Origin of the sequence: Rhizobium sp. L9, assembly GCF_002531885.1 — a bacterium.
GTDB lineage: Bacteria > Pseudomonadota > Alphaproteobacteria > Rhizobiales > Rhizobiaceae > Rhizobium.
Map to the genome: position 1 here is coordinate 1 of NZ_NWSZ01000034.1, position 26857 is coordinate 26857.

General features: G+C 62.0%; 26 protein-coding genes. 18 read left to right on the plus strand and 8 right to left on the minus strand.

The annotated features are described in order from the left end of the window. The 11 genes from CO660_RS27935 to minE all read left to right on the plus strand — a co-directional run. A partial coding sequence (locus CO660_RS27935) for a formyltransferase family protein (protein ID WP_280953005.1) occupies window positions 1-342 on the plus strand: 342 nt, incomplete at its 5' end. A 3-nt stretch (window positions 343-345) separates the two neighbouring features. Next, window positions 346-1245 carry a bifunctional methylenetetrahydrofolate dehydrogenase/methenyltetrahydrofolate cyclohydrolase FolD gene (gene folD / locus CO660_RS27940; RefSeq protein WP_097601350.1) on the plus strand — a complete coding sequence of 300 codons (900 nt, stop codon included), beginning with the start codon at window positions 346-348 and terminating at the stop codon, window positions 1243-1245. Between the two features lie 91 nt (window positions 1246-1336). Further along, on the plus strand, window positions 1337-2470 hold the full coding sequence (locus tag CO660_RS27945; RefSeq protein WP_097601351.1) for an aminomethyltransferase family protein: 1134 nt from the start codon (window positions 1337-1339) through the stop codon (window positions 2468-2470). 11 nt (window positions 2471-2481) lie between these two features. Further along, window positions 2482-3087 carry a dimethylamine monooxygenase subunit DmmA family protein gene (locus CO660_RS27950; RefSeq protein ID WP_097601352.1) on the plus strand — a complete coding sequence of 202 codons (606 nt, stop codon included), beginning with the start codon at window positions 2482-2484 and terminating at the stop codon, window positions 3085-3087. Then, window positions 3084-4049 (plus strand): PDR/VanB family oxidoreductase, encoded by a 966-nt coding sequence (locus CO660_RS27955; RefSeq protein ID WP_097601353.1) that lies wholly within the window; start codon window positions 3084-3086, stop codon window positions 4047-4049. Before CO660_RS27950 ends, CO660_RS27955 begins: the two co-directional genes overlap by 4 nt. 24 nt (window positions 4050-4073) lie before the next feature. Further along, window positions 4074-5114: a DUF3445 domain-containing protein gene (locus tag CO660_RS27960; RefSeq protein ID WP_097601354.1), complete on the plus strand. Its 1041-nt coding sequence runs from the start codon at window positions 4074-4076 to the stop codon at window positions 5112-5114. A gap of 108 nt (window positions 5115-5222) precedes the next feature. Beyond that, on the plus strand, window positions 5223-6560 hold the full coding sequence (locus CO660_RS27965) for an NAD(P)/FAD-dependent oxidoreductase (RefSeq protein WP_085781200.1): 1338 nt from the start codon (window positions 5223-5225) through the stop codon (window positions 6558-6560). A 177-nt stretch (window positions 6561-6737) separates the two neighbouring features. Continuing rightward, entirely contained in the window at window positions 6738-7340 is a 603-nt protein-coding gene (locus CO660_RS34395) for a PAS domain-containing protein (RefSeq protein WP_097601355.1), read from the plus strand. 210 nt (window positions 7341-7550) lie between these two features. Further along, window positions 7551-8276 carry a septum site-determining protein MinC gene (minC, locus tag CO660_RS27975; protein ID WP_097601356.1) on the plus strand — a complete coding sequence of 242 codons (726 nt, stop codon included), beginning with the start codon at window positions 7551-7553 and terminating at the stop codon, window positions 8274-8276. Window positions 8277-8307: 31 nt separating this feature from the next. Then, the gene (minD, locus tag CO660_RS27980) at window positions 8308-9123 is read left to right on the plus strand and encodes a septum site-determining protein MinD (RefSeq protein WP_064684611.1); all 816 of its coding nucleotides are present in this window, start codon (window positions 8308-8310) and stop codon (window positions 9121-9123) included. After that, window positions 9120-9380 carry a cell division topological specificity factor MinE gene (minE, locus tag CO660_RS27985; protein WP_011428260.1) on the plus strand — a complete coding sequence of 87 codons (261 nt, stop codon included), beginning with the start codon at window positions 9120-9122 and terminating at the stop codon, window positions 9378-9380. Before minD ends, minE begins: the two co-directional genes overlap by 4 nt. A 57-nt stretch (window positions 9381-9437) precedes the next feature. On the opposite strand, the gene CO660_RS27990 is transcribed toward minE, so the two are convergent. Next, window positions 9438-11807 (minus strand): DUF1989 domain-containing protein, encoded by a 2370-nt coding sequence (locus tag CO660_RS27990; protein WP_097601357.1) that lies wholly within the window; start codon window positions 11805-11807, stop codon window positions 9438-9440. 249 nt (window positions 11808-12056) lie between these two features. On the opposite strand from CO660_RS27990, the gene CO660_RS27995 reads away from it, so the two are divergent. Beyond that, window positions 12057-13841 (plus strand): APC family permease, encoded by a 1785-nt coding sequence (locus tag CO660_RS27995; protein WP_097601358.1) that lies wholly within the window; start codon window positions 12057-12059, stop codon window positions 13839-13841. 130 nt (window positions 13842-13971) lie between these two features. Here the strand turns inward: CO660_RS27995 and CO660_RS28000 are convergent, their stop codons facing one another. From CO660_RS28000 to CO660_RS28020, 5 genes are all read right to left on the minus strand, one after another. Further along, entirely contained in the window at window positions 13972-14733 is a 762-nt protein-coding gene (locus tag CO660_RS28000; RefSeq protein WP_097601359.1) for an SDR family oxidoreductase, read from the minus strand. A 13-nt stretch (window positions 14734-14746) separates the two neighbouring features. Continuing rightward, window positions 14747-15556, minus strand: coding sequence for an ABC transporter permease (locus tag CO660_RS28005; RefSeq protein ID WP_085781194.1), 810 nt, complete (start codon window positions 15554-15556; stop codon window positions 14747-14749). Continuing rightward, window positions 15556-16422 carry an ABC transporter permease gene (locus CO660_RS28010; RefSeq protein WP_097601360.1) on the minus strand — a complete coding sequence of 289 codons (867 nt, stop codon included), beginning with the start codon at window positions 16420-16422 and terminating at the stop codon, window positions 15556-15558. The genes CO660_RS28005 and CO660_RS28010 overlap by 1 nt, the downstream gene beginning before the upstream one ends. A gap of 83 nt (window positions 16423-16505) precedes the next feature. Next, window positions 16506-17666, minus strand: a complete 1161-nt coding sequence (locus CO660_RS28015; RefSeq protein WP_085781192.1) for a spermidine/putrescine ABC transporter substrate-binding protein — start codon at window positions 17664-17666, stop codon at window positions 16506-16508. A gap of 37 nt (window positions 17667-17703) precedes the next feature. Next, the gene (locus CO660_RS28020) at window positions 17704-18813 is read right to left on the minus strand and encodes an ABC transporter ATP-binding protein (protein ID WP_085781191.1); all 1110 of its coding nucleotides are present in this window, start codon (window positions 18811-18813) and stop codon (window positions 17704-17706) included. A gap of 193 nt (window positions 18814-19006) precedes the next feature. On the opposite strand from CO660_RS28020, the gene CO660_RS28025 reads away from it, so the two are divergent. Then, the gene (locus CO660_RS28025; protein ID WP_097601361.1) at window positions 19007-19861 is read left to right on the plus strand and encodes a helix-turn-helix transcriptional regulator; all 855 of its coding nucleotides are present in this window, start codon (window positions 19007-19009) and stop codon (window positions 19859-19861) included. 70 nt (window positions 19862-19931) lie between these two features. Here the strand turns inward: CO660_RS28025 and CO660_RS28030 are convergent, their stop codons facing one another. Beyond that, window positions 19932-20963 (minus strand): aldo/keto reductase, encoded by a 1032-nt coding sequence (locus CO660_RS28030; RefSeq protein WP_085781189.1) that lies wholly within the window; start codon window positions 20961-20963, stop codon window positions 19932-19934. A 209-nt stretch (window positions 20964-21172) separates the two neighbouring features. Then, window positions 21173-22441, minus strand: coding sequence for an NAD(P)/FAD-dependent oxidoreductase (locus CO660_RS28035; protein WP_097601362.1), 1269 nt, complete (start codon window positions 22439-22441; stop codon window positions 21173-21175). 117 nt (window positions 22442-22558) lie between these two features. Between CO660_RS28035 and CO660_RS28040 the strand changes: the two genes are divergently transcribed. The 5 genes from CO660_RS28040 (at window position 22559) to CO660_RS28065 (ending at window position 26853) form a co-directional block, all read left to right on the plus strand. Continuing rightward, window positions 22559-23533 (plus strand): 3'-5' exonuclease, encoded by a 975-nt coding sequence (locus CO660_RS28040; protein ID WP_097601363.1) that lies wholly within the window; start codon window positions 22559-22561, stop codon window positions 23531-23533. Between the two features lie 163 nt (window positions 23534-23696). After that, window positions 23697-23843: a DUF1127 domain-containing protein gene (locus tag CO660_RS28045; RefSeq protein WP_097601364.1), complete on the plus strand. Its 147-nt coding sequence runs from the start codon at window positions 23697-23699 to the stop codon at window positions 23841-23843. Window positions 23844-24383: 540 nt separating this feature from the next. Continuing rightward, window positions 24384-25220: a 5-dehydro-4-deoxy-D-glucuronate isomerase gene (gene kduI, locus CO660_RS28055; protein WP_097601366.1), complete on the plus strand. Its 837-nt coding sequence runs from the start codon at window positions 24384-24386 to the stop codon at window positions 25218-25220. Continuing rightward, the gene (gene kduD / locus CO660_RS28060; RefSeq protein WP_280953018.1) at window positions 25217-25981 is read left to right on the plus strand and encodes a 2-dehydro-3-deoxy-D-gluconate 5-dehydrogenase KduD; all 765 of its coding nucleotides are present in this window, start codon (window positions 25217-25219) and stop codon (window positions 25979-25981) included. Before kduI ends, kduD begins: the two co-directional genes overlap by 4 nt. A 125-nt stretch (window positions 25982-26106) precedes the next feature. Then, on the plus strand, window positions 26107-26853 hold the full coding sequence (locus tag CO660_RS28065) for a FadR/GntR family transcriptional regulator (RefSeq protein ID WP_097601367.1): 747 nt from the start codon (window positions 26107-26109) through the stop codon (window positions 26851-26853). Window positions 26854-26857 lie beyond the last annotated feature (4 nt).

Below are 26857 nucleotides of genomic sequence, written 5' to 3' on the forward strand. Positions count from 1 at the left end.
ATGTCGGGCAAGATCATCAACATCCACCACTCCTTCCTGCCGAGCTTCAAGGGCGCCAACCCTTACAAGCAGGCCTACCAGCGCGGCGTCAAGCTGATCGGCGCAACCGCCCATTACGTCACCGCCGATCTCGACGAAGGCCCGATCATCGAGCAGGACACCGCCCGCATCACCCATGCGCAGTCGCCCGACGACTATGTCTCGATCGGCCGCGACGTCGAAAGCCAGGTGCTGGCGCGCGCCATTCACGCCCATATCCATCACCGCACCTTCATCAACGGCAATCGCACAGTCGTCTTCCCGGCCAGCCCCGGAAGCTACGCCTCAGAACGCATGGGCTGAGAGATGGGCGAGGTCATCGACGGCAAACTTGTTGCTGCATCCGTAATCGAGACGGTCAAGAGTGCGACGGCAGCGCTGGAAAAGATGAGCGGCGTCACCACCGGCCTCGCGGTCATCATCGTCGGCGACGATCCGGCAAGCCACGCCTATGTCGGCTCCAAGAGCCGCATGGCCAAGGAATGCGGCTTCAAGTCCGTCCAGCACACGCTGCCGGCGGACACGAAGCAGGAAGAGCTCGCAGCGCTTGTCGCCACGCTTAATGCCGATCCGTCGATCCACGGCATCCTGGTGCAGTTGCCCCTGCCGAAGCCGCTCGACAGTGAACCGATCATCCAGTCGATCCTGCCGGAAAAGGATGTCGATGGCCTCAGCGTCGTCAATGCCGGCAAGCTCGCCACCGGCGACCTGAAGACCGGGCTGGTCTCCTGCACGCCCGCCGGCGCCATGGTCTTCGTCCGCCGCACCCATGGCGAGGATCTCTCCGGGCTCAATGCCGTCGTCATTGGCCGTTCCAACCTGTTCGGCAAGCCGATGGCGCAATTGCTGCTCAACGCCAATGCGACGGTGACGATGGCTCACTCCAGAACCAGGAACCTCGCCGAGGTCTGCCGCAATGCCGATATTCTGGTCGCTGCCGTCGGCCGGCCGGAGATGGTCAAGGCCGATTGGGTCAAGCCCGGCGCAACCGTTATCGACGTCGGCATCAATCGCGTCCCGGCCCCCGAAAGAGGCGAGGGCAAGACCCGGCTCGTCGGCGACGTTGCCTTCCGCGAAGTCTCCGAGATTGCCAGCACCATCACGCCCGTGCCCGGCGGTGTCGGTCCGATGACCATCGCCATGCTGATGGCCAACACCGTCATCGCCGCTCATCGCGCTGCAGGGCAGGTGCCGCCAAAGTTTTGAGTGGAATGCCGTCTGGCGGGCTTGCCATGACGCGAAAGATTTATATACTCAGGAAACAAATATTCCGTAGAGGAAATAAGAGGGAACGGAAATGGCTCTATCATGGCGTTTCTCCGCCTTGGCGGATCGGCATCGCGCTCTGGGATCGAAGCTCGAAGACTGGAGCGGTATGGGAACCGCATGGACCTACGAGAAGGACATGTCGGAAGAGCATGTCGCGGTCCGCACCAAGGCCGGCATCATGGATGTCTCGGGGCTGAAGAAGGTGCATCTGGTCGGCCCGCACGCCATCGCCGTCCTCGACTACATCACCACCCGCGACCTGACGAAGATCTATCCCGGCCGCTCGGTTTACGCGACCATGCTGAACGACCGCGGCCACTTTACCGACGATTGCATCGTCTATCGCACCGGCCCGAATTCCTGGATGCTCGTGCATGGATCCGGCTCCGGTCACGAGGAAGTCGTCAAGCAGGCGGCGGGCCGCAATTGCGCGGTACTCTTCGACGACGACCTGCATGACCTGTCGCTTCAGGGTCCGCTTGCGGTCGACTACCTCGCCAAATACGTGCCCGGCATCCGCGACCTCAAATATTTCCACCACATGCAGACGACGCTGTTCGGCGCGCCCGTGATGATCTCGCGCACCGGCTATACCGGCGAGCGCGGCTACGAGATCTTCGTGCGCGGCCAGGACGCCGTGATGGTCTGGGACAGGATCGTCTCGGAAGGCAAGGAGATGGGTATCATCCCCTGCTGCTTCTCGGTCCTCGACATGCTGCGCGTCGAAAGCTACCTGCTGTTCTACCCCTACGACAATTCTCAAATGTATCCCTTCGCCGACCAGCCGCCCGGCGACAGTCTCTGGGAACTCGGCCTCGATTTTACCGTCAGCCCCGGCAAGACGGGCTTCCGCGGCGCCGAGGAACATGCGCGCCTCAGGGGCAAGGAGCGCTTCAAGATCTTCGGCATGCTGATTGACGCCGACGGACCGGCCGATCTCGGCGATGAGGTTTTTGCCGACGGCAAGAAGGTCGGCGTCATCACCTGCCCGAGCTATTCCTCACTGACGAAGAAATCCATGGCGATCGCCCGCCTCGACGTTGACAAGGCGGTGCACGGGACGAAACTCGAAGTCCGCGGCAAGACCGTCAAGGCAGCCGCCACCGCCCATACGCTTCCCTTCGACGATCCGGAGAAGAAGAAGAGGATTGCCGTAGGTTAAGGAGCACGCCAATGCTCGTCGCAGGCATCAAGAGCCGACCAGTCTATAGGGGCCTGACCATCCAGCCGCGCGCCCGGCGGCACATTTTCGCACTCGAAGGGGAGGGCGCCAAGGCTCTCCTCGATCAGCAACCCGCGCTTGACGACACCGCTCTTTCCCGCAGCGAAATCCTCTATGTCGCCCGCGGTTCTCAAGGGTCCGGCCTCGATGAGTCCCTGCGCCGGCTCGGCGCCGACATGTTCTTCACGGCGCCGACGATCGCAACGCTGCTCTTCCGACTGAAGGGCTCGCTCGCCACGGCCCATATGGGCACTCGGCTTTATATCTCCGGCACGGAAGGCTTCATCGGCCAGGCGATGCTCGTGGCGCTTGATTACGGCATGGACCACGCCTCCATCATCACCGAGCATCGCGGCTCGCTGGCCAGGCGGGTGCAATGCGTCCATTGCAAGGGCATCACGGACGACGTCACCACCAGCCCCTTCGCCTGCAGCCATTGCGGGCTGACGCTTCTCGTCCGCGATCACTATTCGCGGCGGCTCGCCGCATTCCAGGGCGTCAACATCGACGCGGAAGAGCCAGGCAGCGCGCCTCAGCCAGAGGAGTTGTTCCTTTGAGCGGCGGCACTGAAATTCCCGTGCGCGTAGCGCGGATCACTCCGATCGCCGAGCGTGTCAAGCGTTTCCGCTTCGAGCGACTGGATGGCAAGCCGATGCCGTATTTTTCAGGCGGCGCCCATATCATCGTCTCGATGAACGATGGCGGCCATATGCGCCGCAATGCCTATTCGCTGATGTCTCCCCCGCATGACTGCGCGGCCTATGAGATCAGTGTGCTGCATGTCGAGGATTCACGCGGCGGCTCCACCTTCATGCATGAGAAGGTCAACGAAGGCGACGAGCTGAAGGTCAGCTATCCCGTCAACCTGTTCCAGCCCGACTGGCGCGGGCGCAAGCATCTTCTGATCGCCGGGGGCATCGGCATTACCCCCTTCATCGCGATGATGGAGCAGTTTTCCCGCGAAGGCGCCGCCTTCGAGCTCCATTACGCCATCCGAACACGCGACCGCGGCGCCTACTGGCGGGAACTCCTGGAGCGCTACGGTCCGCATCGCATCAAGATCTATTGCGACGCGGAAGGCGGCGCCATCCCGCTGACGCGTCTGCTCGAGTGCCAGCCGCTCGGCACGCATCTCTATGTCTGCGGCCCCTCCGGCATGATCGACGGCGTGATGAAAGCAGGGCTCGATGCCGGCTGGCCGGAGCAGAACCTGCATTCGGAACGGTTTCTTTCCTCTCTGCCCGGGAAGCCCTTCACGATCGAGCTTCTACGCTCCGGCAAGACTGTGAGGGTCGGCCATCACGAAAGCATGCTGGAGGCGATCGAGGCGGCCGGCGTCGACGCCCCCTTCCTCTGTCGCGGCGGCGCCTGCGGTCAATGCGAAACGGCGGTCGCCGTGTGCGAGGGCAAACTGCTGCACAACGACGTCTATCTGACAAGCGAAGAAAAGGCATCCGGCAGCAAGGTGATGATCTGTGTTTCCCGCTTCGAGGGGAACACGCTGCATCTTGATCTCTGACGGCATCGAAAAAGGAGACCGGACATGGCAATCGCCTTCAAGCAAGAAACATTCCGGAACGATTTCAGCTACCGGAACAGCCCTGGGAATATCCGTCGTTTCCCGTTTCCCTTCGACCGCGACGAATACATGTATTCGGTCAACATGGAGCCGCATGTGCGCGGCCGGGCGGGAACCGTCTACGAAAACCTGATAGATGTCGACGAGCATTACGTCGCCGAGATGCAGGATCGGGCGCTGGTGCTGAAGGAAGATCCGTTGCGCTACCAGGCGCTGCCGCACATGATGAGTGCGCAATGGGATACGCTCGAACTTCTGATGGAAGAGCAGGCGGCGGGTTATCCCGACCACTTCACGCTGATCCGCGACGGCGACCAGTGGCGCTGGATCAACCGGCCGCTCGGCATCGACGACAGCTTCACCTTCGGCGATGCCTCGACGCTGCCCTATGAGCCCTTCGAATATATCACCCGCCAGGCCCAGGGCGATTTCTGCATCGTCGATCAGCGCGACGGCAATCTGTGGATGGATGCCGGCATGGTGACGACGCAGGCTGACTGGTCGCTCGATTTCGACATCGGCATGAACTTCATGGAATGGCACGGGCCGGTGCCGCTCGCCCATCAGATCGGCGTCTTCGACCGGGCGCTGAAATTCCTTCTGAACCTTCAGCAGGGCAAGCCAACGCGGCGTTTCAACTGGACGATGACGATCAATCCGCGGCTCGACACCAGTCCGGAGAATTATCACAAATGGGGCCCCGACCGCACGACGGTGACGCCGGACAATGTCGGCGAGAAGGTGCATCTGCGGGTCGAGCTGCAAAGCCTCTGGCGCCTGCCGCGCTCCAACGCCATCCTCTTCGTCATCCGCTGCTACCTGATGAACATGGAAGAACTCGTCACCGTGCCGAAATGGGCGCGGCGCTTCCCGCGGGTGCTGAAGACGCTGCCGCCGGAACTGATCGACTATAAGGGCCTCACCCGCTACCGCGAGACCACGATCGACTGGCTTTCCAAATATGACGACGGGGCTCCGACCAGCCCCGGTATTTATCCGGATTGAGAGAAATGCCGTAACATCCTGAATTTCTGGATAATTACATCCTCCTTCGATTTCAGTTCGAGGAGTTATCCAGGAGACGATGCCATATAATCAAGAGGGGAATGCTTCATGACAAGAGTAGCCGTGATCGGTGCCGGTCCTTCCGGGCTTGCGCAGCTGCGCGCCTTTCAGTCGGCTGCCCAGAAGGGCGCCGAAATCCCGGAGATTGTCTGCTTCGAAAAGCAGTCGGACTGGGGCGGGCTCTGGAACTATACCTGGCGCACCGGCCTCGACGAATATGGCGAACCGGTCCATGGCAGCATGTATCGCTATCTCTGGTCGAACGGCCCCAAGGAATGCCTCGAATTCGCCGACTATTCCTTCGAGGAGCATTTCGGCAAACCGATCGCCTCCTATCCGCCGCGGGCCGTGCTCTGGGATTATATCAAGGGCCGCGTCGAGAAGGCGAATGTCCGTCACTGGGTGCGCTTCAGCACGCCGGTGCGCATGGTCCGCTTCGATGAGGCCACAAAGAAATTCACAGTGACGGCGCATAACCGCATCGAAGACCGGATGTATGACGAGGAATTCGACTATGTCGTCGTTGCATCAGGCCATTTCTCGACCCCGAACGTGCCTTATTTCGAGGGCGTGAAGACCTTCAACGGACGCGTCCTGCACGCCCATGATTTCCGCGACGCGCTCGAGTTCAAGGGCAAGGACATCCTGATCGTCGGCCGCAGTTATTCGGCCGAAGATATCGGTTCTCAGTGCTGGAAATACGGCGCGAAATCGGTGACGACGAGCTACCGTTCAAAGCCGATGGGCTTTAAGTGGCCGGAGAATTTCGAAGAACGGCCGCTGCTGACCAAGCTCGAAAACCGCACGGCGCATTTCCTCGACGGCTCGAGTAAGGAAGTCGACGCCCTGATCCTCTGCACCGGATACCAGCACCATTTCCCCTTCCTGCCCGACGATCTCCGCCTGAAGACCGCCAACCGCCTGTGGGCCGACAGCCTCTACAAGGGCGTGATCTTCGACAAGAACCCGCAGCTCTTCTATATCGGCATGCAGGACCAGTTCTATACTTTCAACATGTTCGACGTGCAGGCCTGGTGGGCGCGCGACGTGATGATGGGCCGCATCACCCTGCCCCCGGAAGAGGAATTGAAGGCAAACTTCGACATGTGGAGGGCGCGCGAGGAGACGCTCGAGGATGCCGAGCAGATGATCTGGTATCAGGGCGATTACGTGAAGGAACTGCTCGCCGAGACCGATTATCCCTCCTTCGACATCGAAGGCACCAACCGGACCTTCATGGAATGGGAACATCACAAGGCTCACAACATCATGGGCTTCCGCGATCATGCCTACCGGTCGCTGATGACCGGCAACATGTCGCCGAAGCATCATACGCCGTGGGTCGAAGCGCTCGACGATTCCATGGAGGAATATCTGCGCAACTGATGGCGGGGATGCCGCATATTTATTAGGTCCGAATCGATTTTCGGATAAAATCATTCGGCAAATTCAAAGTGCTACGGCCCCGCATGGCAGGAAGAGAGCCGTTCGTTGCGGCTCCTCCAACGTTTAAAGTAAAGTGAGTAATCCAATTCGCAACTCCTCCTTTCGAGCGAGGCCTTCATGGATTTCCAAACGAGCATTCTCGGGCGCATGAGCGGTTTTCTTTACCGCTGCCGCGCCGACGAAAGCTACACGATGCTTGAGATGACCAACGGCATCGAGCGCATTTTCGGTTACCCCGCCGACGAAATCATCGGCAACAGGACACGGACTTTCACCTCGATCATGTACGAGGAAGACGTGCCTTTGATGGACGAGGTGGTCGGGCGGGCGCTCGAGCAGCGGACGGACTGGACGATGGAATACCGCATCCGCCACGCCAATGGCCATCTTATTTGGGTGACCGAGACCGGTGGCGGAATCTGGGACGAGAAGGGTGAACTTCTCTATCTCGAGGGCAGCATCATCAATATCGAATCGCTCTATCAGCGAATCGACGAACAGACCGCCGACATGCGCGTCACCGCCTCGAAAACCAACGAGATCCTGCAGTCGCTGCGCTATCTCAAGCTGCTCGCCGTCAATGCTGGCATCGAGGCCGCGCGCGCCGGGACCGCCGGATCGGGCTTTGCGGTGCTTGCCGCCGAGATGCGAACGCTCGCCAACTCCTCGGAAGAGGCCGCACGCGCCATTTCCGACGCCCAACGCAAGGCGCAAGGCTGATCGTTACCCAAGCGATGGTTGAATTTGCGGCTCACGATGAAGGCCGTCCGGTTAACTATGTCGAGCATCTTCTAGTCGCGCTGTAATTCCAATGAGTTGGTACAATCCCGCCCGCGAAAAAGCTCGTGCCGTTGCAGGGAATGTTAAGGCCGCGTTAACCTTTTGTTAACCATACCGGCGGTAGACATGGTCAACGATTTCTTCACATAGATGACCAAAGTGCTAACAGACGCTCGCTCTATCCGCATCAAGGGCCGCTCTTTCCTGGCGGTCATGCTAACCCCAGATCTGCCGATCGATGATTGGCTGACCAGACTAGACGATCTGGCTGCCCGTTCGGCCGGCTTCTTCCTCGGACGGCCCGTCGTGCTCGATTTGTCGGACCTGCAAATCGACCGGCCGCAGCTGAAGGATCTGATCGCCGAACTTGCCAAGCGCAATGTCAGCATCATGGGGATCGAGGGCGCCCGGCCGTCGATTCTGGGCGCGGGCATGCCTCCAGCGCTGAAAGGCGGCCGCTCCGCCTCCGACATCGAGGTTCAGCCGAACGAGCCTGCCGATTCGGCGGCCAAGCCGGCAGCGACCGAGACCCGCCCCGTAACGACAACGCAATCCATCGTCATCAGGGAACCGGTGCGCTCGGGGCAGTCGGTGATCTTCCCGGAAGGCGACGTCACCATCGTTGGCTCGGTCGCCTCGGGCGCCGAGGTGATCGCCGGCGGCTCCGTCCATATCTACGGCGCGTTGCGCGGCCGAGCCATGGCGGGCTCCATCGGAAACGCATCGGCGCGAATCTTTTGCCGCAAGCTCGAGGCTGAGCTCGTCGCAATCGACGGCATCTACAAAATGGCGGAAGACATGGCTCCCAATCTTCGTGGACAGGCTGTTCAGCTCTGGCTCGAAGAGGACGCGATCATGGCGGAAAAACTGATCTGACTCGGCTGCGGCCACGGCAAAGGAGAGAGAAATGGGGAAAGTGATCGTCGTCACGTCAGGCAAGGGCGGGGTCGGAAAGACGACCTCGACCGCCGCATTGGGAGCGGCGCTGGCGCAACGCAATGAAAAGGTCGTCGTCGTCGATTTCGACGTCGGCTTGCGCAATCTCGACCTCGTGATGGGCGCCGAACGCAGGGTCGTCTACGACCTGATCAACGTCATCCAGGGCGACGCCAAGCTCACCCAGGCGCTGATCCGCGACAAGCGGTTGGAGACGCTGTTCCTGCTGCCGGCCTCTCAAACCCGCGACAAGGACAATCTGACAGCCGAGGGCGTCGAGCGCGTCATCAACGATCTGAAGCGCTACTTCGACTGGATCATCTGCGACAGCCCCGCGGGGATCGAGCGCGGCGCAACGCTTGCCATGCGCCATGCCGACGTCGCCGTGGTCGTCACCAATCCGGAAGTCTCGTCGGTGCGCGATTCCGATCGGATCATCGGCCTGCTCGATGCCAAGACCGCCAAGGCCGAACGCGGCGAGCGGATGGAAAAGCATCTGCTGCTCACCCGCTACGACGCCAACCGCGCTGAGCGCGGCGACATGCTGAAGGTCGACGACGTTCTGGAGATCCTCTCCATCCCGCTTCTCGGCATCGTGCCAGAGAGCATGGATGTGCTGCGCGCCTCCAACATCGGTGCGCCGGTGACGCTGGCGGAAAGCCGTAGCGCGGCTGCGATGGCTTATTTCGATGCCGCTCGCCGGCTCGCCGGCGAAACCTTGCCGATCACGATCCCCGAGGAAAAGCGCAATCTTTTCGGCAAGATCTTCGGACGGAGGGCAGCATGAATATCTTCCGTCTTTTCAACAAGCAGAGAACGGCACCCGCCGCCCGCGAACGCTTGCAGGTGCTCCTTGCACACGAACGCTCATCGGCCGGATCGGACCTTGTTTCGCTGCTGCGCGAGGAAATCCTTGCGGTCATCGCAAAGCATGTTGAGCTCGACCACGACAAGGTGCAGGTGACGATCGACCGCAACGAGTTTGTCTCCACTCTGGAGATCGACGTCGAAATCCCGCTGAACGCAGCCGTGCAGGCCGCTTGAGGGCAAGATCCGGGAGACGACGGAGAACCGGTCGTCGTCTCCTGAACACGAAGTGGGTTACGATCGCGGGCGCGCCTTCTGCGGATCGTAATGTGAAAGCGGCACGATCGTCGCCGGCAGGCGCTTCTGGTGGCCGTCGAGCTTGCCGATCTCGACCTCGGTGCCCGGGCTCGCATGCATCACGTCGATACGGGCGAGCGCGATCGTCTTGCCGAGAACAGGCGAGCGCGTGGCGCTGGTGACGACGCCGATCTGGGCCCGGCCGATGTGGATGCAGTCCCCATGGCCAACCGCCTCGTTGGCCTTGATATCAAGGCCGACGAGCAGATGACGCGGATGCTCCTTGCGCCGGATCAGCGCTTCGCGGCCGATGAAATCGTCCTGCTTGGATTTCAGCGGCACGGTGAAGCCGATGCCGGCCTCGAACGGATCTGTCTGGTCGGTGAATTCGTGGTGGGCGAAGATCAGGCCCGCCTCGATGCGGACCATGTCGAGCGCTTCCAGCCCCATCGGCTTCAGCCCGTGTGGCTGGCCTGCCTCCCAGACGGCGTCGAACACCGTCAGCGCATCCTTCGGATGACAGAAGATCTCGTAGCCGAGTTCGCCGGTATAGCCCGTGCGCGAGACCACGACCGGGGCTCCCTCGAATCCGCCGATGCGGCCGACGGCGAAGCGGAACCATTCGAGTTCGCCGATCGCGGGCTGGCGCGGCGCGGTCCAGATGATCTCCTTCAGGATATCGCGACTCCTCGGGCCTTGCAGCGCGATATTGTGCAGTTGATCGGTCGATGAGCGAACCCAGGCCTTGAAGCCCTTCTTCTCGGCTTGCTGACGCAGCCATATGCCGCTGAAATCATCGCCGCCGATCCAGCGGAAGTTCTTGTCGCCGAGCCTGAAGAGCGTGCCGTCATCAATCATGCCGCCATTTTCGTAGCACATCGCGGAATAGACGACCTGGCCGGTCGAGAGTTTGCGAACGTCGCGCGTCAGGCAGTATTGCAGCAGTTCCTCGGCGTCCGGGCCCGTCACTTCGAACTTCCGCAAGGGCGAGAGATCGATGACGGCGGCGCGCTCGCGGCAGGCCCAGTATTCCTCGACCGGACCTTCGGACGAGAAGCGGTTCGGCAGCCAGTAGCCGCGATATTCCGTAAAATCTCGCGTCAACGCCGAGAGGCGTGGATGGAAGGCGGTTTCGCGCGTCAGTTCGGCTTCGGCATCTGGGGTCATGCGATAGGCTACCGCTCGTGAGAATTTCTCTTTTCCGGAAAAGGTACGGACGTGGATATCGGTCGGATCCCAGCCGTTCGCCGCATCGATATCGTCAGGGCAGGACGATGAGACGCAGACGAGATCGGTCAGAGCCCGCATCAGCACGTAATCGCCGGGACGCGACCAGGGCTCGTCGAGATAGAGCTGGTTGTTGTGGTCGATATTGGTGTTGTAGAAATAGTTCAGCGCTTCCCAGCCCTTGCGCCCGGCAATACCGTAAGGCGCCAGCGCCGCGTTGAAATTGTCCGTGCAGTTGACGTGGCCGGGATAACCCATGTCGTCGTAATAGCGTGAATTGCAGGCGGTCGCGAAAGCGTCGTGGCGGCCGACCGTATCCTGAACGACCTCGACCAGCGGCTCGAAGTCGCGGTCGAAGGCCTTGGATGGCAGGCCGGGCGTGGGATAGCTGCGGCCGAGCAGCGTGCGGGTGACGGTCGAATCGAGCGCAAGATCGAGGCCCTTGTCGACCTTGCGGGCGGCAAAGGCCTGGAAATCGGTACACTGGCGCCCATAGACGTCGATGATCTGAATGAATTCGCCGGCGCGCACGAAATAGGCGGCGGCGCTTGCCGCCCGGATGCGGATATCCTCGATCGGATCGGCCGCCGGTTCCGGCAGGGCGGAGGCATAGTCGCGAATCAGCAGGCTGCGCTTGATCCGGATCTCGATCGGCGTCGCCGTATCCTGCGCCTCTGGCGACATGGCGCCGGCGGGTGCCGCAACGATCAGCAGACCCTTCATGGCAATTGTGAACTCTGCCCGGCTGCCCGGCGTCGATCCTGCCCCGAAGATGCGGAGCGCTCCGGCGGCTGCGAGATCGGCCCCGCGCCGCTGAAGTGCCGCGCGCGTGCGGGCAGCACTCTCATCCTCCGCCTGAAGAATGGCCTTCAAACCCTCGGCTGAATTGCTGAATACCGTTCCGAGACCGGCTGCCTGGAAGCGACCTTTTTCGTCAAGGAAGGAGAGTTCGCAGATCTGTCCGCCTTCGCTGTCGATGACGCTCACGCGGTCGCCCGCCTCCACGCGCACGACGACCGATCCGCCACCCTTTGCCCGGTAACGTTCCATGCCCTCCGGCAGGGCGGGATTACCGGGATAATGGACGAGGCTCGGAACGACCGTTCGGGGGCCTGGGATGACAGGATGAAGTTCTCGCATTCTACCCTCTTGGGCGATCGGCATGGCCTTCGGCATACACCCATACAGGTTACAAAATGCCTGTGGAAAGTAAAGTGATGTTGACTAAAAAGAAAATATCTTCACTATGCATCAAGAGTTCAGACTCGGAGAATCCGTCGGGAGCGCGGATCACCAAAATCATCCGAGCGGGCTTGAGACGGTCAGGGAGACACGTTCAGGGAGACGTACAGAGATACGTCCGGAACAATCGAATGGGGAATTTCACCGATGACAGATATTGTGGAGGCCGGAATTGCATCCGGCACCGAAGGTAAGCTTATACGCGCGCTCGACTGGAAGGGCGCATTCTGGGTGGCTGCGGGCGTGCCGCCGCTCGTTCTCTTCTCCATCGGCGGCATCGCAGGCACGACAGGCAAGCTCGCCTTCGTCGTCTGGATCATCTCGATGGTGATGGGTTTCCTGCAATCCTTCACCTATGCCGAGATCGCCGGCATGTTCGGCAACAAATCCGGCGGAGCCTCCGTCTACGGCGCCACCGCCTGGCTGCGCTATTCGAAATTCATCGCGCCGCTGTCGGTCTGGTGCAACTGGTTTGCCTGGTCGCCGGTGCTTTCGCTCGGCTGCGCCATCGCCGCCGGCTACATTCTCAATGCATTTTTCCCGATTCCGGCAGCCGATTCGCAAATGGTCCTCGACTGGATCGCCGCGCATGCCGCTTCCGTTACGGCCGACAGCCCCCGCGTCGCCGAATATATTGCAGCCCATGCCGGCACGACGCCTGATGATGCGGTCAAGGCGCTGCTCGGCGCCGACGGCGTCGCCGCTCTGACGCCGGCGATCCGCAGCTGGTCGCTCGCAAGCTTCAGCATTCCATACCTCGCCACCGCCAACATCAACGCCACCTTCTTCATCGGCGGCATCCTGATGCTGATCATCTTCGCGATCCAGCATCGCGGCATCTCGGAAACCGCAAGCGTGCAGAAGTGGCTGGCGATCATCGTGCTGGTGCCGCTGCTGATCATCGGCCTCTACCCGATCATCAGCGGCCAGGTCGTCGCCGCCAACGTCACCGGCCTCTTGCCGCCGACCGCCGCCTATACTGCCTCCGACGGCACCTGGAGCAATGGCGGCTGGACGCTCTTTCTCGGCGGCCTCTACATCGCCGCTTGGTCGACCTACGGCTTCGAGACGGCCGTCTGCTACACCCGGGAACTGAAGAACCCGAAGACCGATACCTTCAAGGCGATCTTCTATTCCGGCCTGGCCTGCTGCCTGTTCTTCTTCCTGGTGCCATTCGCCTTCCAGGGCGTTCTCGGCCATGCCGGTATGCTCGCCCCGGGCATCGTCGACGGCACGGGCGTTGCCGAAGCGCTCGGCGGCCTGATCGGCGCCGGCCGGGTGATCACCCAGCTGCTCGTCGTATTGATGATCCTGGCGCTCTTCCTCGCCATCATGACGGCGATGGCCGGCTCGTCGCGCACGCTCTACCAGGGTTCGAAGGATGGCTGGCTGCCGAAATATCTCGACCATGCCAACGAGCACGGCGCCCCGACGCGGGCGATGTGGACCGACTTCGCCTTCAACCTCTTCCTTCTGGCGATCGCTTCGGATGCCGGCGGCTATTTCTTCGTGCTTGCCGTCTCGAATGTCGGCTACATCATCTTCAACTTCCTGAACCTCAATTCCGGCTGGATCCACCGGATAGATTCCGGCCATATCGAACGCCCCTGGAAGGCGCCGAGCTGGCTGATCGGCCTCAACACCGTGCTCGCCTTTGTCAACGCGCTCTTCCTCGGCGCCGGCGCCAAGGTCTGGGGTTACTCCAATGCGCTCTGGGTCGGCTTCATCTTCGCGGCCCTTATCCTGCCGGTCTTCGCCTATCGCCACTATGTGCGCGACGGCGGCAAGTTCCCGGCAGGTGCGATGGAGGATCTCGGCCTCATCGGCCAGGATCTCGGTGTCAAGAAAGCCGGCATGCTGCCCTATCTCGCACTTGTCGGCGGCCTGGCAATCGTCCTTTTCGCCAACTGGTTCTTTCAGCTTCCGGCTTAAAATCGCCTCCCAAGCAGAAAAGCCGCCAAGCCGCCATGGAAACATGGCGGCTTTTTCATGCGCTGATTCTTTGATTTGATCCGATGAGGGTCAGCCGATCCGACCGAGAGGCAAACCCATTCCACCACCGTCAGACAATGGTCTCGCCGCCGTCGACGACGAGAATCTGCCCGGTCATGTAGGATGAGCGGTCCGAGACCAGGAAGAGAATGGGCTCGGCGATTTCGGAGACATCAGCCCAGCGTCCGAGCGGCACCTTCTCGGCGACATAGGCCTCGATCGCGCCGCGGCCGCCCATTTGGGCGATGAAGGGTTCGTTGAACGGCGTGTCCACCCAGCCCGGGCAGAGCGCGTTGACGCGGATGCCGAACCGGGCGTAGTCGCCGGCCATCTGCCGGGTCATCGCGATGACCGCATGTTTCGTCGTCGTATAGGCAATCATCTCGCGATCGTAGAGTACGCCCGACGAGGAAGAGGTGTTGAGGATGACGCCGCGGCCCGCCCTCTTCATCAGCGGCATGACGAAGCGAGCCGCCATGAAATGCGCTCGGACATTCAGGCTCCAGGACCTGTCGAAACCCTCGACAGCGACCTGCTCCAGATCGCCCGCCACCTGTGCGCCGGCGTGATTGTGGAGGATGTCTATCCGGCCGTGACGTTCGGCGACCGCAGCGATGCCGGCTTCGAGTGCCGTGTCGTCGGTGACGTCGAGAACAAGGCACTCAGCCCTGCCGCCGGCGGCCTCAATCCGGCGGACGGTTTCGGCGGCACTGGCGGCATTCAGGTCGGCCACGACGACGAAGGCACCTTCTCCTGCCATAATCAGCGCGCCGGCCTGGCCGATGCCCGAGCCCGCTCCGGTGACGATCGCGACGCGATTTTCAAGAATCATTGGTGTTTCCCGTTCAGTTTGTTGTTTTCTCGCGCATCAGAAAGCGCGCGATGAGGATCAGTCCCAGCGATGCGACAAGCACCATCGTGGCGATGGCGTTGATCTCCGGTGTCACGCCACGACGGATCGAGGCGAAGACATAAATCGGCAGTGTCGTGTTCGAGCCTGCGACGAAAAAGGCGATGATGAAATCGTCAAAGGAGAAGGTGAAGGCGAGCAGAAAACCGGCCAGGATTGACGGCAGGATCTGCGGCAGCACAATCTGGCGAAAAGTGGTCAATGGCGTGGCGTAGAGATCGCTCGACGCTTCGACGATGTCACGGCCGAGGCTGGCGATGCGTGCTTTGACGATCATTGTCACCAGCGCCATGGTGAAGAGCCCATGGGCGGCGATGATCGAGCCATAGCCGAGTGAAAGCTTCGGCGCCTGTTCGCCTGGCCAGACGGCGGCAATCAGTGGATTGACGAAGCCGAAGACCTCGACCAGCGCCACCAGCGTCGCAATGCCGATAACGACGCCGGGAACGACGATCGCCGCAGCAAACAGCCCGTCGAAGACCGCTCGCGCCCGGGCGCCGAGCCGCTCCATGCCGATCGCCGCCATTGTGCCGAAAATGGCCGCCAGCCCGGCACTGGTAAAGGCGATGGCCAGGCTGTTCTGCAGCGCTTCCATCAGGAAGGTGTTGGCAAGCGCCTTGCCATACCATTGCGTCGAGAAGCCGGTGAAATCGCTGGCATTGCGGCCGGCATTAAAGGAGAACAGCACGACAAGCGCGATCGGCGTATAGAGGAACAGGTAGACTGCGGTGACCAGCGCGCGCATCAGACGAGATCCACTTGGCGGGTACCGGCAACGCGCCAGGCGATGCGCATGGCAATCAACAGCACGATGACGACGACAACGACGAGAGTGACGGCGATCGCAGAGCCGAACGGCCAATTGCGCGACTGCAGGAAGAGATCAACCAGCGCATTGCCGATGAAGAAGACTTTGCCGCCGCCAAGCAACTGCGGGATCAGATATTCGCCAAGCAGCAGGATGGTGACGAGGGCGATGCCGGTCATCACGCCAGGAAGCGACAGCGGCAGCGTGATGCCGAAAAAGGTCGAAAGCGGCCGCGCGCCGAGATCGGCGGAGGCCTCCAGAAGGCGGCGGTCGAGCTTTTCGAGGCTGACATAGATCGGCATGATCATCAGCGGCAGGTAGCCGTAGACGATGCCGAGCAGCACGGCGCCCGGTGTGTTCAGCAGCCTGACATTTTCGATGCCGACCATCTCCAGGAGATGCGGAATGCCGCGCGCGCCCAAGATGTACATCCAGGCGTAGGTGCGCACGAGAAGGCTCGTCCAGAAGGGCACGACGACGAGGGAGACCAGCAGCAGCCGGTATTTGGCGCTCGCCTTGACGGCGAGGTAATAAGCAACCGGATAGGCGACGAGCAGGCAGGCGAAGGCGCCGATCGGCGCAAGGATCAGCGTGTTCTTGAAGGCCGCGGCGCGCGAACCAAGATTGGCAAACTGCGCAAAGGTAAAAGCCGCCTGATAACCACCTTCGGGCGCCCGCTCGCCGAAGGCAAAGACGATGATGGCGATGAAGGGCAACACCAGGAACACGAACAGCCAGATGCTGGCCGGACTGACAAGAGCCGCGGTGACAAGGCGCCGATTGGTTTCAGGAGCAAAAGGCATCGAAAGGTTCTTTATCCGCCGATTCTAGGCACGAGACCGGCCCCCTCGCGCCAAGGCGGTGGGGCCGGAGTTGGGAACGGCGATCAAGCCGACTTGAAACGCGCCATCAGCTCCGCCCGGCCTGGATCGGTCAACGTCACCGCCGCGCCGAATTCCAGCGGCGTCAATGAAGCCTCGTCCGGATAGACGATCTTGTTCGCCGTGATTTCCTTCGGCAGCAGCGCGATGACCCGGCTGTCAGTCGTCGGTGCACCATTGGCGACGTGCTCCTTGACGGCATTGGCCGGATCCATGAGGTAGTTGAGCAGCGCGTAACCCGCCGCCTTGTTCGGCGCGTCCTTCGGGATTGCGTAATAGTCGGTCCAGATTTCGCCGCCGTCGGTGCCAAGCACATAGGCGATCTCGGGAACGTCTCGGTTGAGCTGCGCCCCGTCATTGGTCCAGCACATGGTGAGCCAGGCGTCGGTGGCGCGCATGGCCGGTTGGTAGTCGCTGTTGATGGCGAAAAGGTGCGGTTTGACTTTAATCAGCAGTTCCTCGGCCTTGGCGAGTTCGTCCGCCTTGATCGAATTGAAATCGTAGCCGAGCGACACCAGCGCGCTGCCGATCGTCGTCAGCTGATAGTCGTGCACCATGGCGCGGCCGTCGGCTTCCGTCTGGGCGATGTCAAAGAAGTCCTTCCAGCTCGAAAGCTTGGTCTTGATCTTCGCGGTATTGACCGAGAACCCGGTCGTACCCCAGTTCTTCGGCACGGCATAGGTCTTGCCGTCGATCATGCCTTCCTTGGTGAAGCGCGGATTTTCCGTCGCTTGGCTGAAATTCGGGATCTTGGAGAGATCGAGTTCGTCGATCAGGCCGAGCTTGTGGTAGGTGGAGATCGTGTAGTTGGTCGGCACGAAGAGTGACCAGCCGGAGGCGCCCGCCTGGAGCTTGGCCAGCATTTCCTCATTGGAGCCGAAGACGTTGACCTCCACGGCAACGCCGGTCGCCGCCTTGAAATTCTCGAAGGTCGCAGGGTCATGGTAGTTCGGCCAGGTGGCGATCGACATCTGGGTACCGAGGTCCTCGGCGTAGGCGGGCGTCGACAGGGCACCGGGGAAACGCGACAGCACGGCGGTCGCAAGCCCGAGGCCGGTGACGCCGAGGAAGTGGCGGCGGCTGACGGAGCCGCGCTTCAGGCGCATGAACTCGTCCATGAAGCCTTCAGGCGTAATAGGCAGATGATCCTTGTAGTCCTTGCTCATGATGCTGTTCCCTTGTTCTGGTTTATGCATTCGATGCTTATGAAACTTGGGGTGAAGAAACCTCGCCTGGAAAAACGTGGGCCATATCGGGATCGAAGCCGAGGAAAACCGCTTCACCTGGCTCGACCAGATCGCTCTCATTCATGCTGCGCCGGTCGGCGGTGACGAGGAAATCGCCGAGACCCGGAACAGTGACGGCATATTCGGCCGAGGAGCCGAGGAAGATGCGGTGCGTGACCGTGCCTGCAAAGGACGTGCTGCCGACCGCAGCCCGCGTCAGCCGGATCGCCTCGGGACGGATCGCAACGATCACATCGCCCGTCGCAAGGCCAGGGCGGGCAATGGCTGCAAGCGCCGACCCGTCGCCAAGGCGCAGCGTCGTGCCACCGGTTTCCATCGTCGCACCGATCCGGTTGGTCTTGCCGACGAAATCGGCGACGAAAAGATCGGCCGGGCGGTCGTAGACCTCTTGCGGCGTACCGAGCTGACGAATGCGCCCGGCGCTCATGACGCAGACGACGTCCGCCATCGACAGCGCTTCTTCCTGATCGTGGGTGACGAGCACGAAGGTGATGCCGAGTTCGCGCTGCAACGTCTGCAATTCGATCTGCATGGCCGAGCGCAGCTTCTTGTCGAGCGCGGCCAGCGGCTCGTCAAGCAGCAGCACCGAAGGCCGGTTGACGATCGCGCGCGCCAAGGCCACCCGCTGCTGCTGGCCGCCGGACATCTCGTGGATGCGCCGCTTGGCGAAACCGCCAAGCCGCACCATCTCGAGCGCTTCTGCCGCGCGGCGATTGATCTCGGCCGCCGCAATCCTTGGCCGCATCTGCCGCAAGCCATAGGCGACGTTCTGTTCGACGTTGAAATGCGGAAACAGAGCATAATGCTGGAAGACCATGTTGACGGGGCGGCGATAGGCCGGAACGCCGTTCATCTCCCGCCCGTCGATCAGCACGGCGCCCTCGCTCGGCTGCTCAAAGCCGCCGATCATGCGCAGACACGTGGTCTTGCCGCAGCCGGAAGGGCCGAGCAGAGCGAGAAAAGCCCCCTTCGGTACATTCAGATTTATGTCGGTCACGGCGGTCACCGCGCCATAATTCTTGGTGACCGAACGGAATTCGATATCGTTCGTCGAAGCGGATGCCACGCGTCTGTTCCCTGCGGTTGGTTGGTATGGGCAGTCTAGCGCTGCCTTTTTGCCACCGTCGTTAGAGAAACAGTAAGCCAGGGCCGTCGGCGCGGTATATACCCCGAAAGAGGTATTCTGCCTCACATCTCTTCGTGGAAGGTGTATATGAAACTTAGCGTATTCCTGCTGAGACGGTTTGGAGAGGCTATCGATGAGCATTGATCTCGAGGCGCTGTTTCTGGCTTTCGACGTCACCGTCGGAAAGCCCGCCATGGCGGATGCGGAGTTTGGTGAGACGTTCCGCCGGATGATGGCGGCGCTGGTGCGCTTCGATTATGTCGTGGTTTTTGCCTATCGCGGCAAGGAGCGGCCGATTGATCTCTACAGCACCTTCGATCCAGAGGAAAACGTCGTTTTCGTCACCCTCTATCAGGTTGGTCCGTACCTGCTCGATCCATTTTACCATACCGCCCGCGCGCGCCGCCCGGGCGTCTTCCGCATGCGCGAGCTGGCGCCCGACCGCTTCTTCTCCAGCGAATATTACCGGAGCTATTATGTCCAGACGGGACTTGCCGAGGAGATCGGCTTCTTCGTGACACTCGACGACGATATCACCGTCGTGCTGTCGCTGATGCGCCGGGAAAAGACCGGCCCGTTTCCGCCGGCTGAATTCGCGCTTCTGAAAAAGGCCGAACCTTTGGTGGCGAGCCTTGTCCGGCATTTCTGGCCGCGGCTCGGCGCCCGCTTCGACGCGCAACGCGATGCCGGCTTGCGAAAGGGGAGGAAAAGCGGTGCGGCGGCGCAGGCGCTGCAGCCGGCCGACACTGTCTGGCGCGACCTCAAGTTGACGAGCCGCGAAACCGCGATCGTCGATCTGGTATTGCAGGGACATTCCTCGGAATCGATCGGCCTCAGGCTCAACATCTCGACGGGCACGGTGAAGGTCCATCGCCGCAACGTCTACCGCAAGCTCGGCATCTCCTCGCAGACGCAGCTTTTATCGATCTACCTGAAGACAATCGGCAGCACTGGCGACCGACCAGCAGCCCAAAGCACGAGTCGATAAGCCTCGACCCGGACGGCCTGTCCCCTTCGGCATGAAGCAGACAGGCTTCGTTCAGTTGCGGCCGGAGGGCTCAGCGGCCGCCTTCGATCTTGCGGTGGCGCTGGTTGATGCCGCCCTTGCCGTAGGGATAGTCCAGAGGTTGCGGGGCGCTGACCTCGTTGAGCTTCGCCATCTCCTCCTTGGAGAGTTCGACCTTCATCGCGCCGAGATTGTCGGCGAGCTGTTCGGGGGTGCGGGCGCCGAGGATGACCGAGGTCACGGCCGGCTGCGCCGCCGTCCAGGCGAGCGCCACCTGCGCCATGCTGACGCCGCGGGCTCTGGCGATCTCCTCGACCGCGCCGATGATCGCCCAGGTGCGTTCCTGAGCGTTGCGCGGCGCATATGATTCGCTACCGCGATTGGGGTTCTCGCCAAGGCGGGTGGCGCCGGTCGGCATCTCGTCCCGCTTGTACTTGCCGGTGAGCCAGCCGCCGCCGAGCGGCGACCACGGCAAGAGACCCATGCCGGCATCCTGGCAGGCCGCGACGATTTCGAGCTCGATGTCGCGCGCCAACAGGCTGTATTGCGGCTGCAGCGTCACCGGACGGGTATAACCCCGCGCCTTGGCGATCTCCGAAGCCTTGGCGATATGCCAGCCGACATAATTGGAGAAGCCGTAATAGCCAATCTTGCCTGATGAAACCGCATCGTCGAGGAAGCGCAGCGTCTCTTCGATCGGCGTCAGCGCGTCCCACGCATGCATCTGGTAGAGGTCGATCTGCTCGAGGCCGAGGCGGCGCAGCGAGTCGTCGAGCGCCTGGCCGAGATGCCGGCGCGACAGGCCGATATCGTTGGGTCCGTTGCCCATCGGAAAACGCCCCTTGGTGGCGACGATCGCCTGGCGGGCCTCAGTCGGGCGCGCCTTCAGCCAGCGGCCGATGATCTCTTCCGACTTGCCGGCACTGTAGACGTCGGCGGTGTCGATGAAATTGCCGCCCCAGGCGAAATAATCGTCGAGCAGCTTGTGCGAGGCCGCTTCGTCGGCCTCCGCGCCAAAGGTCATGGTGCCGAGGCAATAGGCGGTGACGACGGTCCCGCTCGGACCGAGCTTGCGATAATCCATGTCTTCCTCCTCATGCGGATACCCGCGGCCGACGCGCAAAATCGTCGGGGTAGAAGCCGGGGCTCCTGCAATCAATGACAATATCGTGCTTGAAGCGGCCTCTGCCGCCGGATGAGGTGTAGCGCCCCAAGCTGGGGTAGCGCGGGGGCGAGAGCAGAATAGCCAATCCCGCCCGTGCGACAAGTGGGAAAAAATATTTCCGACAACGTTTACGGATTTTGCCGAAACAGAGCAGCGATCAGATCGGCGGCGGCAACACCGGTCTCATAGGCGCCATGTGCCGTCGAATAACGGGCGCGTGAACAGGCTTCGCCGGCAAAGAAAATCCGCCCGTCATGCGGTGCGGCAAGGACCCCGCGCAGATCAGAGGCGCCGGGTTCCGCATAGGAATAGGAACCGCCGATATGAGGCGTCGCGGCCCAAGCCGAGACCGCCGCCATCGACAGCTGCTTGCGGATGTCGGCGCCGAATTGTGCGGCCAGCTCGTCCGCGGCGAAGGAGAAGGCAGCCTCCGCTCCCGCCCGCTCCAGATCATGCGCGAGATCGCCGGCAAAATAGGCTTCGACGACTGGAGCGCCGAACGGCCGCAGCTGATAGGTGCCGGTCGCACCGCGACTGGTCGAGCCGAGCATATGCGTATCCGCCGGCATTGCCTCCGGATCGGCGAGGCCGAGGAAAAGCTTGTCGGCAAGCCCCAGCGGCAAACGAGCTGCCGCTTCGATCTTGTCGGGCAGGGGAGGATCGAAGGCGATCCTACCGGCGGCAAGCACGTTCGTGGAAACAGTGACGAGCACAGTCCGGGCGGTGATCAATCCCTGGCTCGTCTCGATGCTGATACGGCCGACATGGCGGTGGTCGACTCGTCTTGCTTCAACGCCAAACCTTGTCCGGAGCGGCGCACCATAAAGCGCGATCAATGTTCCGTAGCCCTGCCGCACACGCCAGTCGGGACCGGCGCCCGGATCATACCTGTTGTAGTCGGCGATCGACGAGCGCTCCAATTCTGCGCCGGTGATGTAAGTGCCGATCGCCCGGATCTGGCCGTTCCAGCGACCGTCCGGCTGGAGCTCTGCTGCCAGGTCGCTATCCATGCCTTCATGGCTTTCGAGGCGTTCGAAATAAGCGCCGATCGCCTGCTGCGCCGCCTGGATCTCCGCATCATCCCGCTGGAGCCGCCGCCCGCCGTTCCAGGGTGCCGGCGAGCGGTCGACCATCAGACCGATCTCACCGGCAATCTCCGTCCAGGCATTGGTCCGCGCCCCGTGCAGCCATCCGCAACCGAGATCGAAACCCACATCACCGGTTCCGGGCAGCCCGACCGTCCAGGCCCGGCCACCAAGGCGGTCAGCGGCTTCGAGCAGGAGGACAGAAAGACCGGGCCGGATTGCCAGCAGGCGTCGGGCAGCGGCAATACCGGCAGCGCCGGCGCCGATGATGACGACGTCTTCGTCGGCGTCCATGATGTCGTCACGGGGCATGGATTCTCCTTCAGCCGCTGATCCTCAGCTAAACTTTCCTGACCATGAAAGGCAAGGGCTGGGCATAGCGCGCCGCGGGCGATGGATTCGCCCGCGCCTCCGTGACATACAAGTTCGATGAGCGTGCACAGAGATTCGCAACTCGACATGTTTGCCAAGGCATCGCCCGCAATGGCCGAAGCACGCGGTCCATCGCGCCGGCGGCCGTCACCGCCGGCCCCCTCCGCTGAAGACATGGCGCGGGCACTCGAGGAGAGCGGCAATTACCGGATCCTGAGGAAACTCGCCGCCCGGCCGGTCGCGGTGGCGAGACAGCCTGGATTTTCGCGGCTCGGCGTCATCCTCGATACCGAGACAACGGGCCTCAATCACCGCAGCGACGAGATCATCGAAATCGGCGCCGTCGCCTTCACCTTCAGCGATGACGGCGCGGTCGGCGATGTGGTCGGCATCTATGGCGGCTTGCAGCAGCCCTCCAAGCCGATCCGGCCCGACATTACCAGGCTGACCGGGATTTCCGAGGCCATGGTCGAAGGACAGGTCATCGACATGGCCTCACTGAGTGCCCTGATCGAACCGGCGGACCTCATCATTGCCCACAATGCCGGGTTCGACCGGCCGTTCTGCGAGGCCTTCTCACCCATTTTCGCCAGCAAGGCCTGGGCGTGCTCGGTTTCGGAGATCGACTGGAGCGCCCGCGGCTTCGAGGGAACGAAGCTCGGTTATCTCGTCGGCCAGGCCGGGTATTTCCACGAAGGCCACCGAGCGGTGGACGATTGCCATGCGCTCCTGGAGATTCTCGATCGACAGCAAGGCGACGGTGAAAGCCCCTTCGCCGAGCTGTACCGCGCCAGCCAGCGCTGCCGCATCCGCATCTTTGCCGAACACAGCCCATTCGAGATGAAGGATCATCTGAAGGCAAGGGGCTACCGCTGGTCGGACGGAAGCGATGGCCGCCTGAAATCCTGGTGGATCGAAGTCGGCGAAGACGATCTCGGTGACGAGCTTTCCTTTCTGCGGTCGGAAATCTACCGGTGGGAGGCCGATCCGCCGCTCGTCCGGCTGACGGCGTTCGACCGTTTCAAAGCCTGACGTCGACCGCTGCGCTTTAGAACCCATGCAGTTATCGCATAGGTGCAGTGATGCATTGGCGCTGCAACAACCGAGGGTCCCGTATTATATACAGCGCATCGAAGCAAACGAAGCGCCAAGGACTGGCAGCTAGGCTTCGAAAGCCCACGGAAAGGGGATCATCATGAACGTAGCACGCTCTTTCAACAATTGGCGCAAGTACCGTCAGACGGTCGCTGAACTGGGCCGTATGTCCACGCGCGAACTGGATGACCTCGGCATCGGCCGCGGCGACATCCGCAACATTGCGCGCGCAGCCGTCGCCCGCTAACGCCAGACAGACCACCATTTTCGAGACTTGCCCAGCGCCTGCTTCCTCCCGAGCGGGCGCTTTGCTTTTGGCGTTTGGCCGTCCGATGGCGAGATCCCCGCTTTTCGCATAACGCATAGCTGCCCTGCAAAGAAATGCCTATCATCTGAGCAGGAAATAAGTATGATTATTCCATCGAAGCGATGCACCTCCTCCCGCATCCCTTCGAACATGCAGGCGCCCCATCCTCCTCCCAGGGTCGCTTGCGGGAACGGCAGCACTCCTCCTCCCAGCTGTCGTTCGGTTTTTATCGAAAGCCTGCCGCACCTCCTCCCGCGGCAGGCTTTTTTCGTTTCGGCCGAGGAGTGTCCGCCGCGCCAAAAGCGGCCGCTGGCGATCGCTTCACGTCTGCTCAGCCAAGTCCCGGACAAACCTGTTGACACCAAACTTGTCGTACAACTATGTAACCAAACGGATACCGCCGCAGCGGAAGACGCCTGACGGATGGGCTTGCGCAACAGCGACGATGCGTGACGACAACGAAGCTGAAGGAAAATTGACATGCAGATCGACGTGAGGCACGCCTCCCACCCCGAGGCCGTGCGCAATTACGACACGGAAACGCTGCGGCGTCACTTTCTGGTGGAGACCGTTTTCGCAGGCGGCGAGATCCGGCTGACATATTCCCATTACGACCGGATGGTTATCGGCGGCGCCACGCCGCTTGGCCCCGCGCTGACGCTGACGGCGCCGACGGCGATCGGACAGGAAACCTTCCTCGCCGAACGCGAACTCGGGGCCCTGAACATCGGCGGCGCCGGCCGCATCACCGTCGACGGCACGAGCTACGACCTGGCCAAGTATGACTGCCTCTATGCCGGCAAGGGCTCCAAGGACATTAAGTTCGAGAGCGCCGATGCTGCCAATCCGGCGAAGTTCTATCTGGTCTCGACGCCGGCGCACCAAGCGCACCCGACCGTGCTGCTCACCCGCGAGAAGGCGCGCCACCTGACGCCGGGCGAAGCCGCGACGGCCAACAAGCGGTCGATCTATCAGTTCATCCACCCGGAGGTCTGCCAGTCCTGCCAGCTCACCCTGGGCCTCACCATGATTGAGCCGGGCAGCGTCTGGAACACCATGCCCGCGCATACGCATGACCGGCGCATGGAAGCCTATCTCTATTTCGATCTCGAAGCCGACCAACGCGTCTTCCACTTCATGGGCGAGCCGCAACAGACCCGGCATATGCTCGTCGCCAACGAACAGGCCGTCATCTCGCCGCCCTGGTCGATCCATTCGGGCGCCGGCACCAAGAATTACAGCTTCATCTGGGCGATGGCCGGCGACAATAAGAGCTTTACCGACATGGATCATATCGCCATTGCGGATCTGAGGTGAGCACCGTGGCAAACCTCTTCGACCTCTCCGGAAGAACCGCCGTGGTCACCGGCGCCAATACCGGGATCGGCCAGGCCATCGCGGCCGCCCTGGCCGAGGCTGGTGCGGCGATCGTTGCGGTCGGCCGCTCCTCGATGGAGGAAACCGAGGCACTGGTGAAGCAGGCAGGAAGCCGCTTCCATGTTATCAAGGCCGATCTCGGCACGATCGAACCGGTCAAGGGGATCGTCGCCGAGACGACCCAGACCTTCGGCGGCATCGACATTCTCGTCAACAATGCCGGCATCATCCGCCGTGCCGATGCGCTCGACTTCACCGAGGAAGATTGGGACGCGGTGATCGACGTCAACCTGAAGACGGCCTTCTTCCTGTCGCAGGCGGCCGGCCGCCACATGGTCGAGAAGGGCAGGGGCAAGATCATCAACATCGCCTCGCTGCTCTCCTTCCAGGGCGGCATTCGCATCCCCTCCTATACCGCCTCCAAAAGCGGCCTTGCCGGGCTGACAAAGCTGCTCGCCTGCGAATGGGCCGGCAAAGGCGTCAACGTCAATGCCATCGCGCCCGGTTATTTCGTCACCAACAACACGACGGCGCTGCGTGAGGATCCCGATCGCAACGCCGCCATCCTGGCCCGTATTCCGGCGGGACGCTGGGGAACGCCGTCCGAACTTGGCGGTGCTGCCGTATTCCTGGCGTCGCCTGCATCCGATTACGTGCACGGAACGGTGCTGCCCGTCGACGGCGGCTGGCTGGCGCGGTGATCGCTTTCGCCGACTGACGAAGCACAGGGTCTCGGCTCGCGTCGTCTTTGCCTTTCCGGCCGGCATGCGCTAGCAAAAGCATACCGGCCGGCGCAGCCGCTCCGAAAGGCAGGATTTGACAAGGGATGACGGACAAAGACAACGCGCTTTCCAGCACCATTCGCCAGCCGTCGAACCTGCGCAGCAACCTTGCCGATACGCTGATGGCGCAGATCGAGTCCGGCGACCTCAAGCCGGGCCAGCGCCTTCCTACCGAACAGGCGATCATGGCGGCGACCGGCGTCAGCCGCACGATCGTGCGCGAGGCGCTCGCCACCCTGCGCGCCAAAGGACTGATCACCACCCATCAGGGCCTCGGGGCTTTCGTCTCGGACGATCCGACACCGAGATCCTTCTCCATCATTCCGAATGACTTGCAGTCGATCGATGAGGTCCTGCGGGTGCTGGAACTGCGCATGGGGGTCGAATACGAGGCGGCCGGTCTTGCCGCGCTGCGGCGCACGCCGGAAGATATCGACCGGATGCAGGACCGGCTCGATGCTCTCGACAGGGCGCTGGAAGAGGGCGGATACGGGGCAGAGGAGGATTACGCCTTCCACCGGTCGATCCTGGTCGCGACGCAGAATTCCTACTACGGCCGCCTCTTCGATACGTTCGGCAATATCATGGTGCCGCGGCAATGGGCGCGTTTGGACAAGATGACGGCTGCGGAGCGCAAGCGCCATGCCGCTCGCATGCGCAGGGAACACCACGCCATTTTCTCGGCGATCCGTGACGGCAACGAACCTGCTGCGCGGCGCGCCATCCGAACGCACCTGTCGAAAAGCACGGCGCGCTTCGAAGAGCTGCGCGATGCCAGCACTTCGTCCTGAATGG

Coding starts and splice junctions, on each gene's coding strand:
- folD (WP_097601350.1), top strand. CDS start 346: ATGGGCGAGGTCATCGACGGCAAACTTGTTGCTGCATCCGTAATCGAG.
- CO660_RS27945 (WP_097601351.1), top strand. CDS start 1,337: ATGGCTCTATCATGGCGTTTCTCCGCCTTGGCGGATCGGCATCGCGCT.
- CO660_RS27950 (WP_097601352.1), top strand. CDS start 2,482: ATGCTCGTCGCAGGCATCAAGAGCCGACCAGTCTATAGGGGCCTGACC.
- CO660_RS27960 (WP_097601354.1), top strand. CDS start 4,074: ATGGCAATCGCCTTCAAGCAAGAAACATTCCGGAACGATTTCAGCTAC.
- CO660_RS27965 (WP_085781200.1), top strand. CDS start 5,223: ATGACAAGAGTAGCCGTGATCGGTGCCGGTCCTTCCGGGCTTGCGCAG.
- CO660_RS34395 (WP_097601355.1), top strand. CDS start 6,738: ATGGATTTCCAAACGAGCATTCTCGGGCGCATGAGCGGTTTTCTTTAC.
- minC (WP_097601356.1), top strand. CDS start 7,551: ATGACCAAAGTGCTAACAGACGCTCGCTCTATCCGCATCAAGGGCCGC.
- minD (WP_064684611.1), top strand. CDS start 8,308: ATGGGGAAAGTGATCGTCGTCACGTCAGGCAAGGGCGGGGTCGGAAAG.
- minE (WP_011428260.1), top strand. CDS start 9,120: ATGAATATCTTCCGTCTTTTCAACAAGCAGAGAACGGCACCCGCCGCC.
- CO660_RS27990 (WP_097601357.1), bottom strand. CDS start 11,807: ATGCGAGAACTTCATCCTGTCATCCCAGGCCCCCGAACGGTCGTTCCG.
- CO660_RS27995 (WP_097601358.1), top strand. CDS start 12,057: ATGACAGATATTGTGGAGGCCGGAATTGCATCCGGCACCGAAGGTAAG.
- CO660_RS28000 (WP_097601359.1), bottom strand. CDS start 14,733: ATGATTCTTGAAAATCGCGTCGCGATCGTCACCGGAGCGGGCTCGGGC.
- CO660_RS28005 (WP_085781194.1), bottom strand. CDS start 15,556: ATGCGCGCGCTGGTCACCGCAGTCTACCTGTTCCTCTATACGCCGATC.
- CO660_RS28010 (WP_097601360.1), bottom strand. CDS start 16,422: ATGCCTTTTGCTCCTGAAACCAATCGGCGCCTTGTCACCGCGGCTCTT.
- CO660_RS28015 (WP_085781192.1), bottom strand. CDS start 17,666: ATGAGCAAGGACTACAAGGATCATCTGCCTATTACGCCTGAAGGCTTC.
- CO660_RS28025 (WP_097601361.1), top strand. CDS start 19,007: ATGAGCATTGATCTCGAGGCGCTGTTTCTGGCTTTCGACGTCACCGTC.
- CO660_RS28030 (WP_085781189.1), bottom strand. CDS start 20,963: ATGGATTATCGCAAGCTCGGTCCGAGCGGGACCGTCGTCACCGCCTAT.
- CO660_RS28035 (WP_097601362.1), bottom strand. CDS start 22,441: ATGCCCCGTGACGACATCATGGACGCCGACGAAGACGTCGTCATCATC.
- CO660_RS28040 (WP_097601363.1), top strand. CDS start 22,559: ATGAGCGTGCACAGAGATTCGCAACTCGACATGTTTGCCAAGGCATCG.
- CO660_RS28045 (WP_097601364.1), top strand. CDS start 23,697: ATGAACGTAGCACGCTCTTTCAACAATTGGCGCAAGTACCGTCAGACG.
- kduI (WP_097601366.1), top strand. CDS start 24,384: ATGCAGATCGACGTGAGGCACGCCTCCCACCCCGAGGCCGTGCGCAAT.
- CO660_RS28065 (WP_097601367.1), top strand. CDS start 26,107: ATGACGGACAAAGACAACGCGCTTTCCAGCACCATTCGCCAGCCGTCG.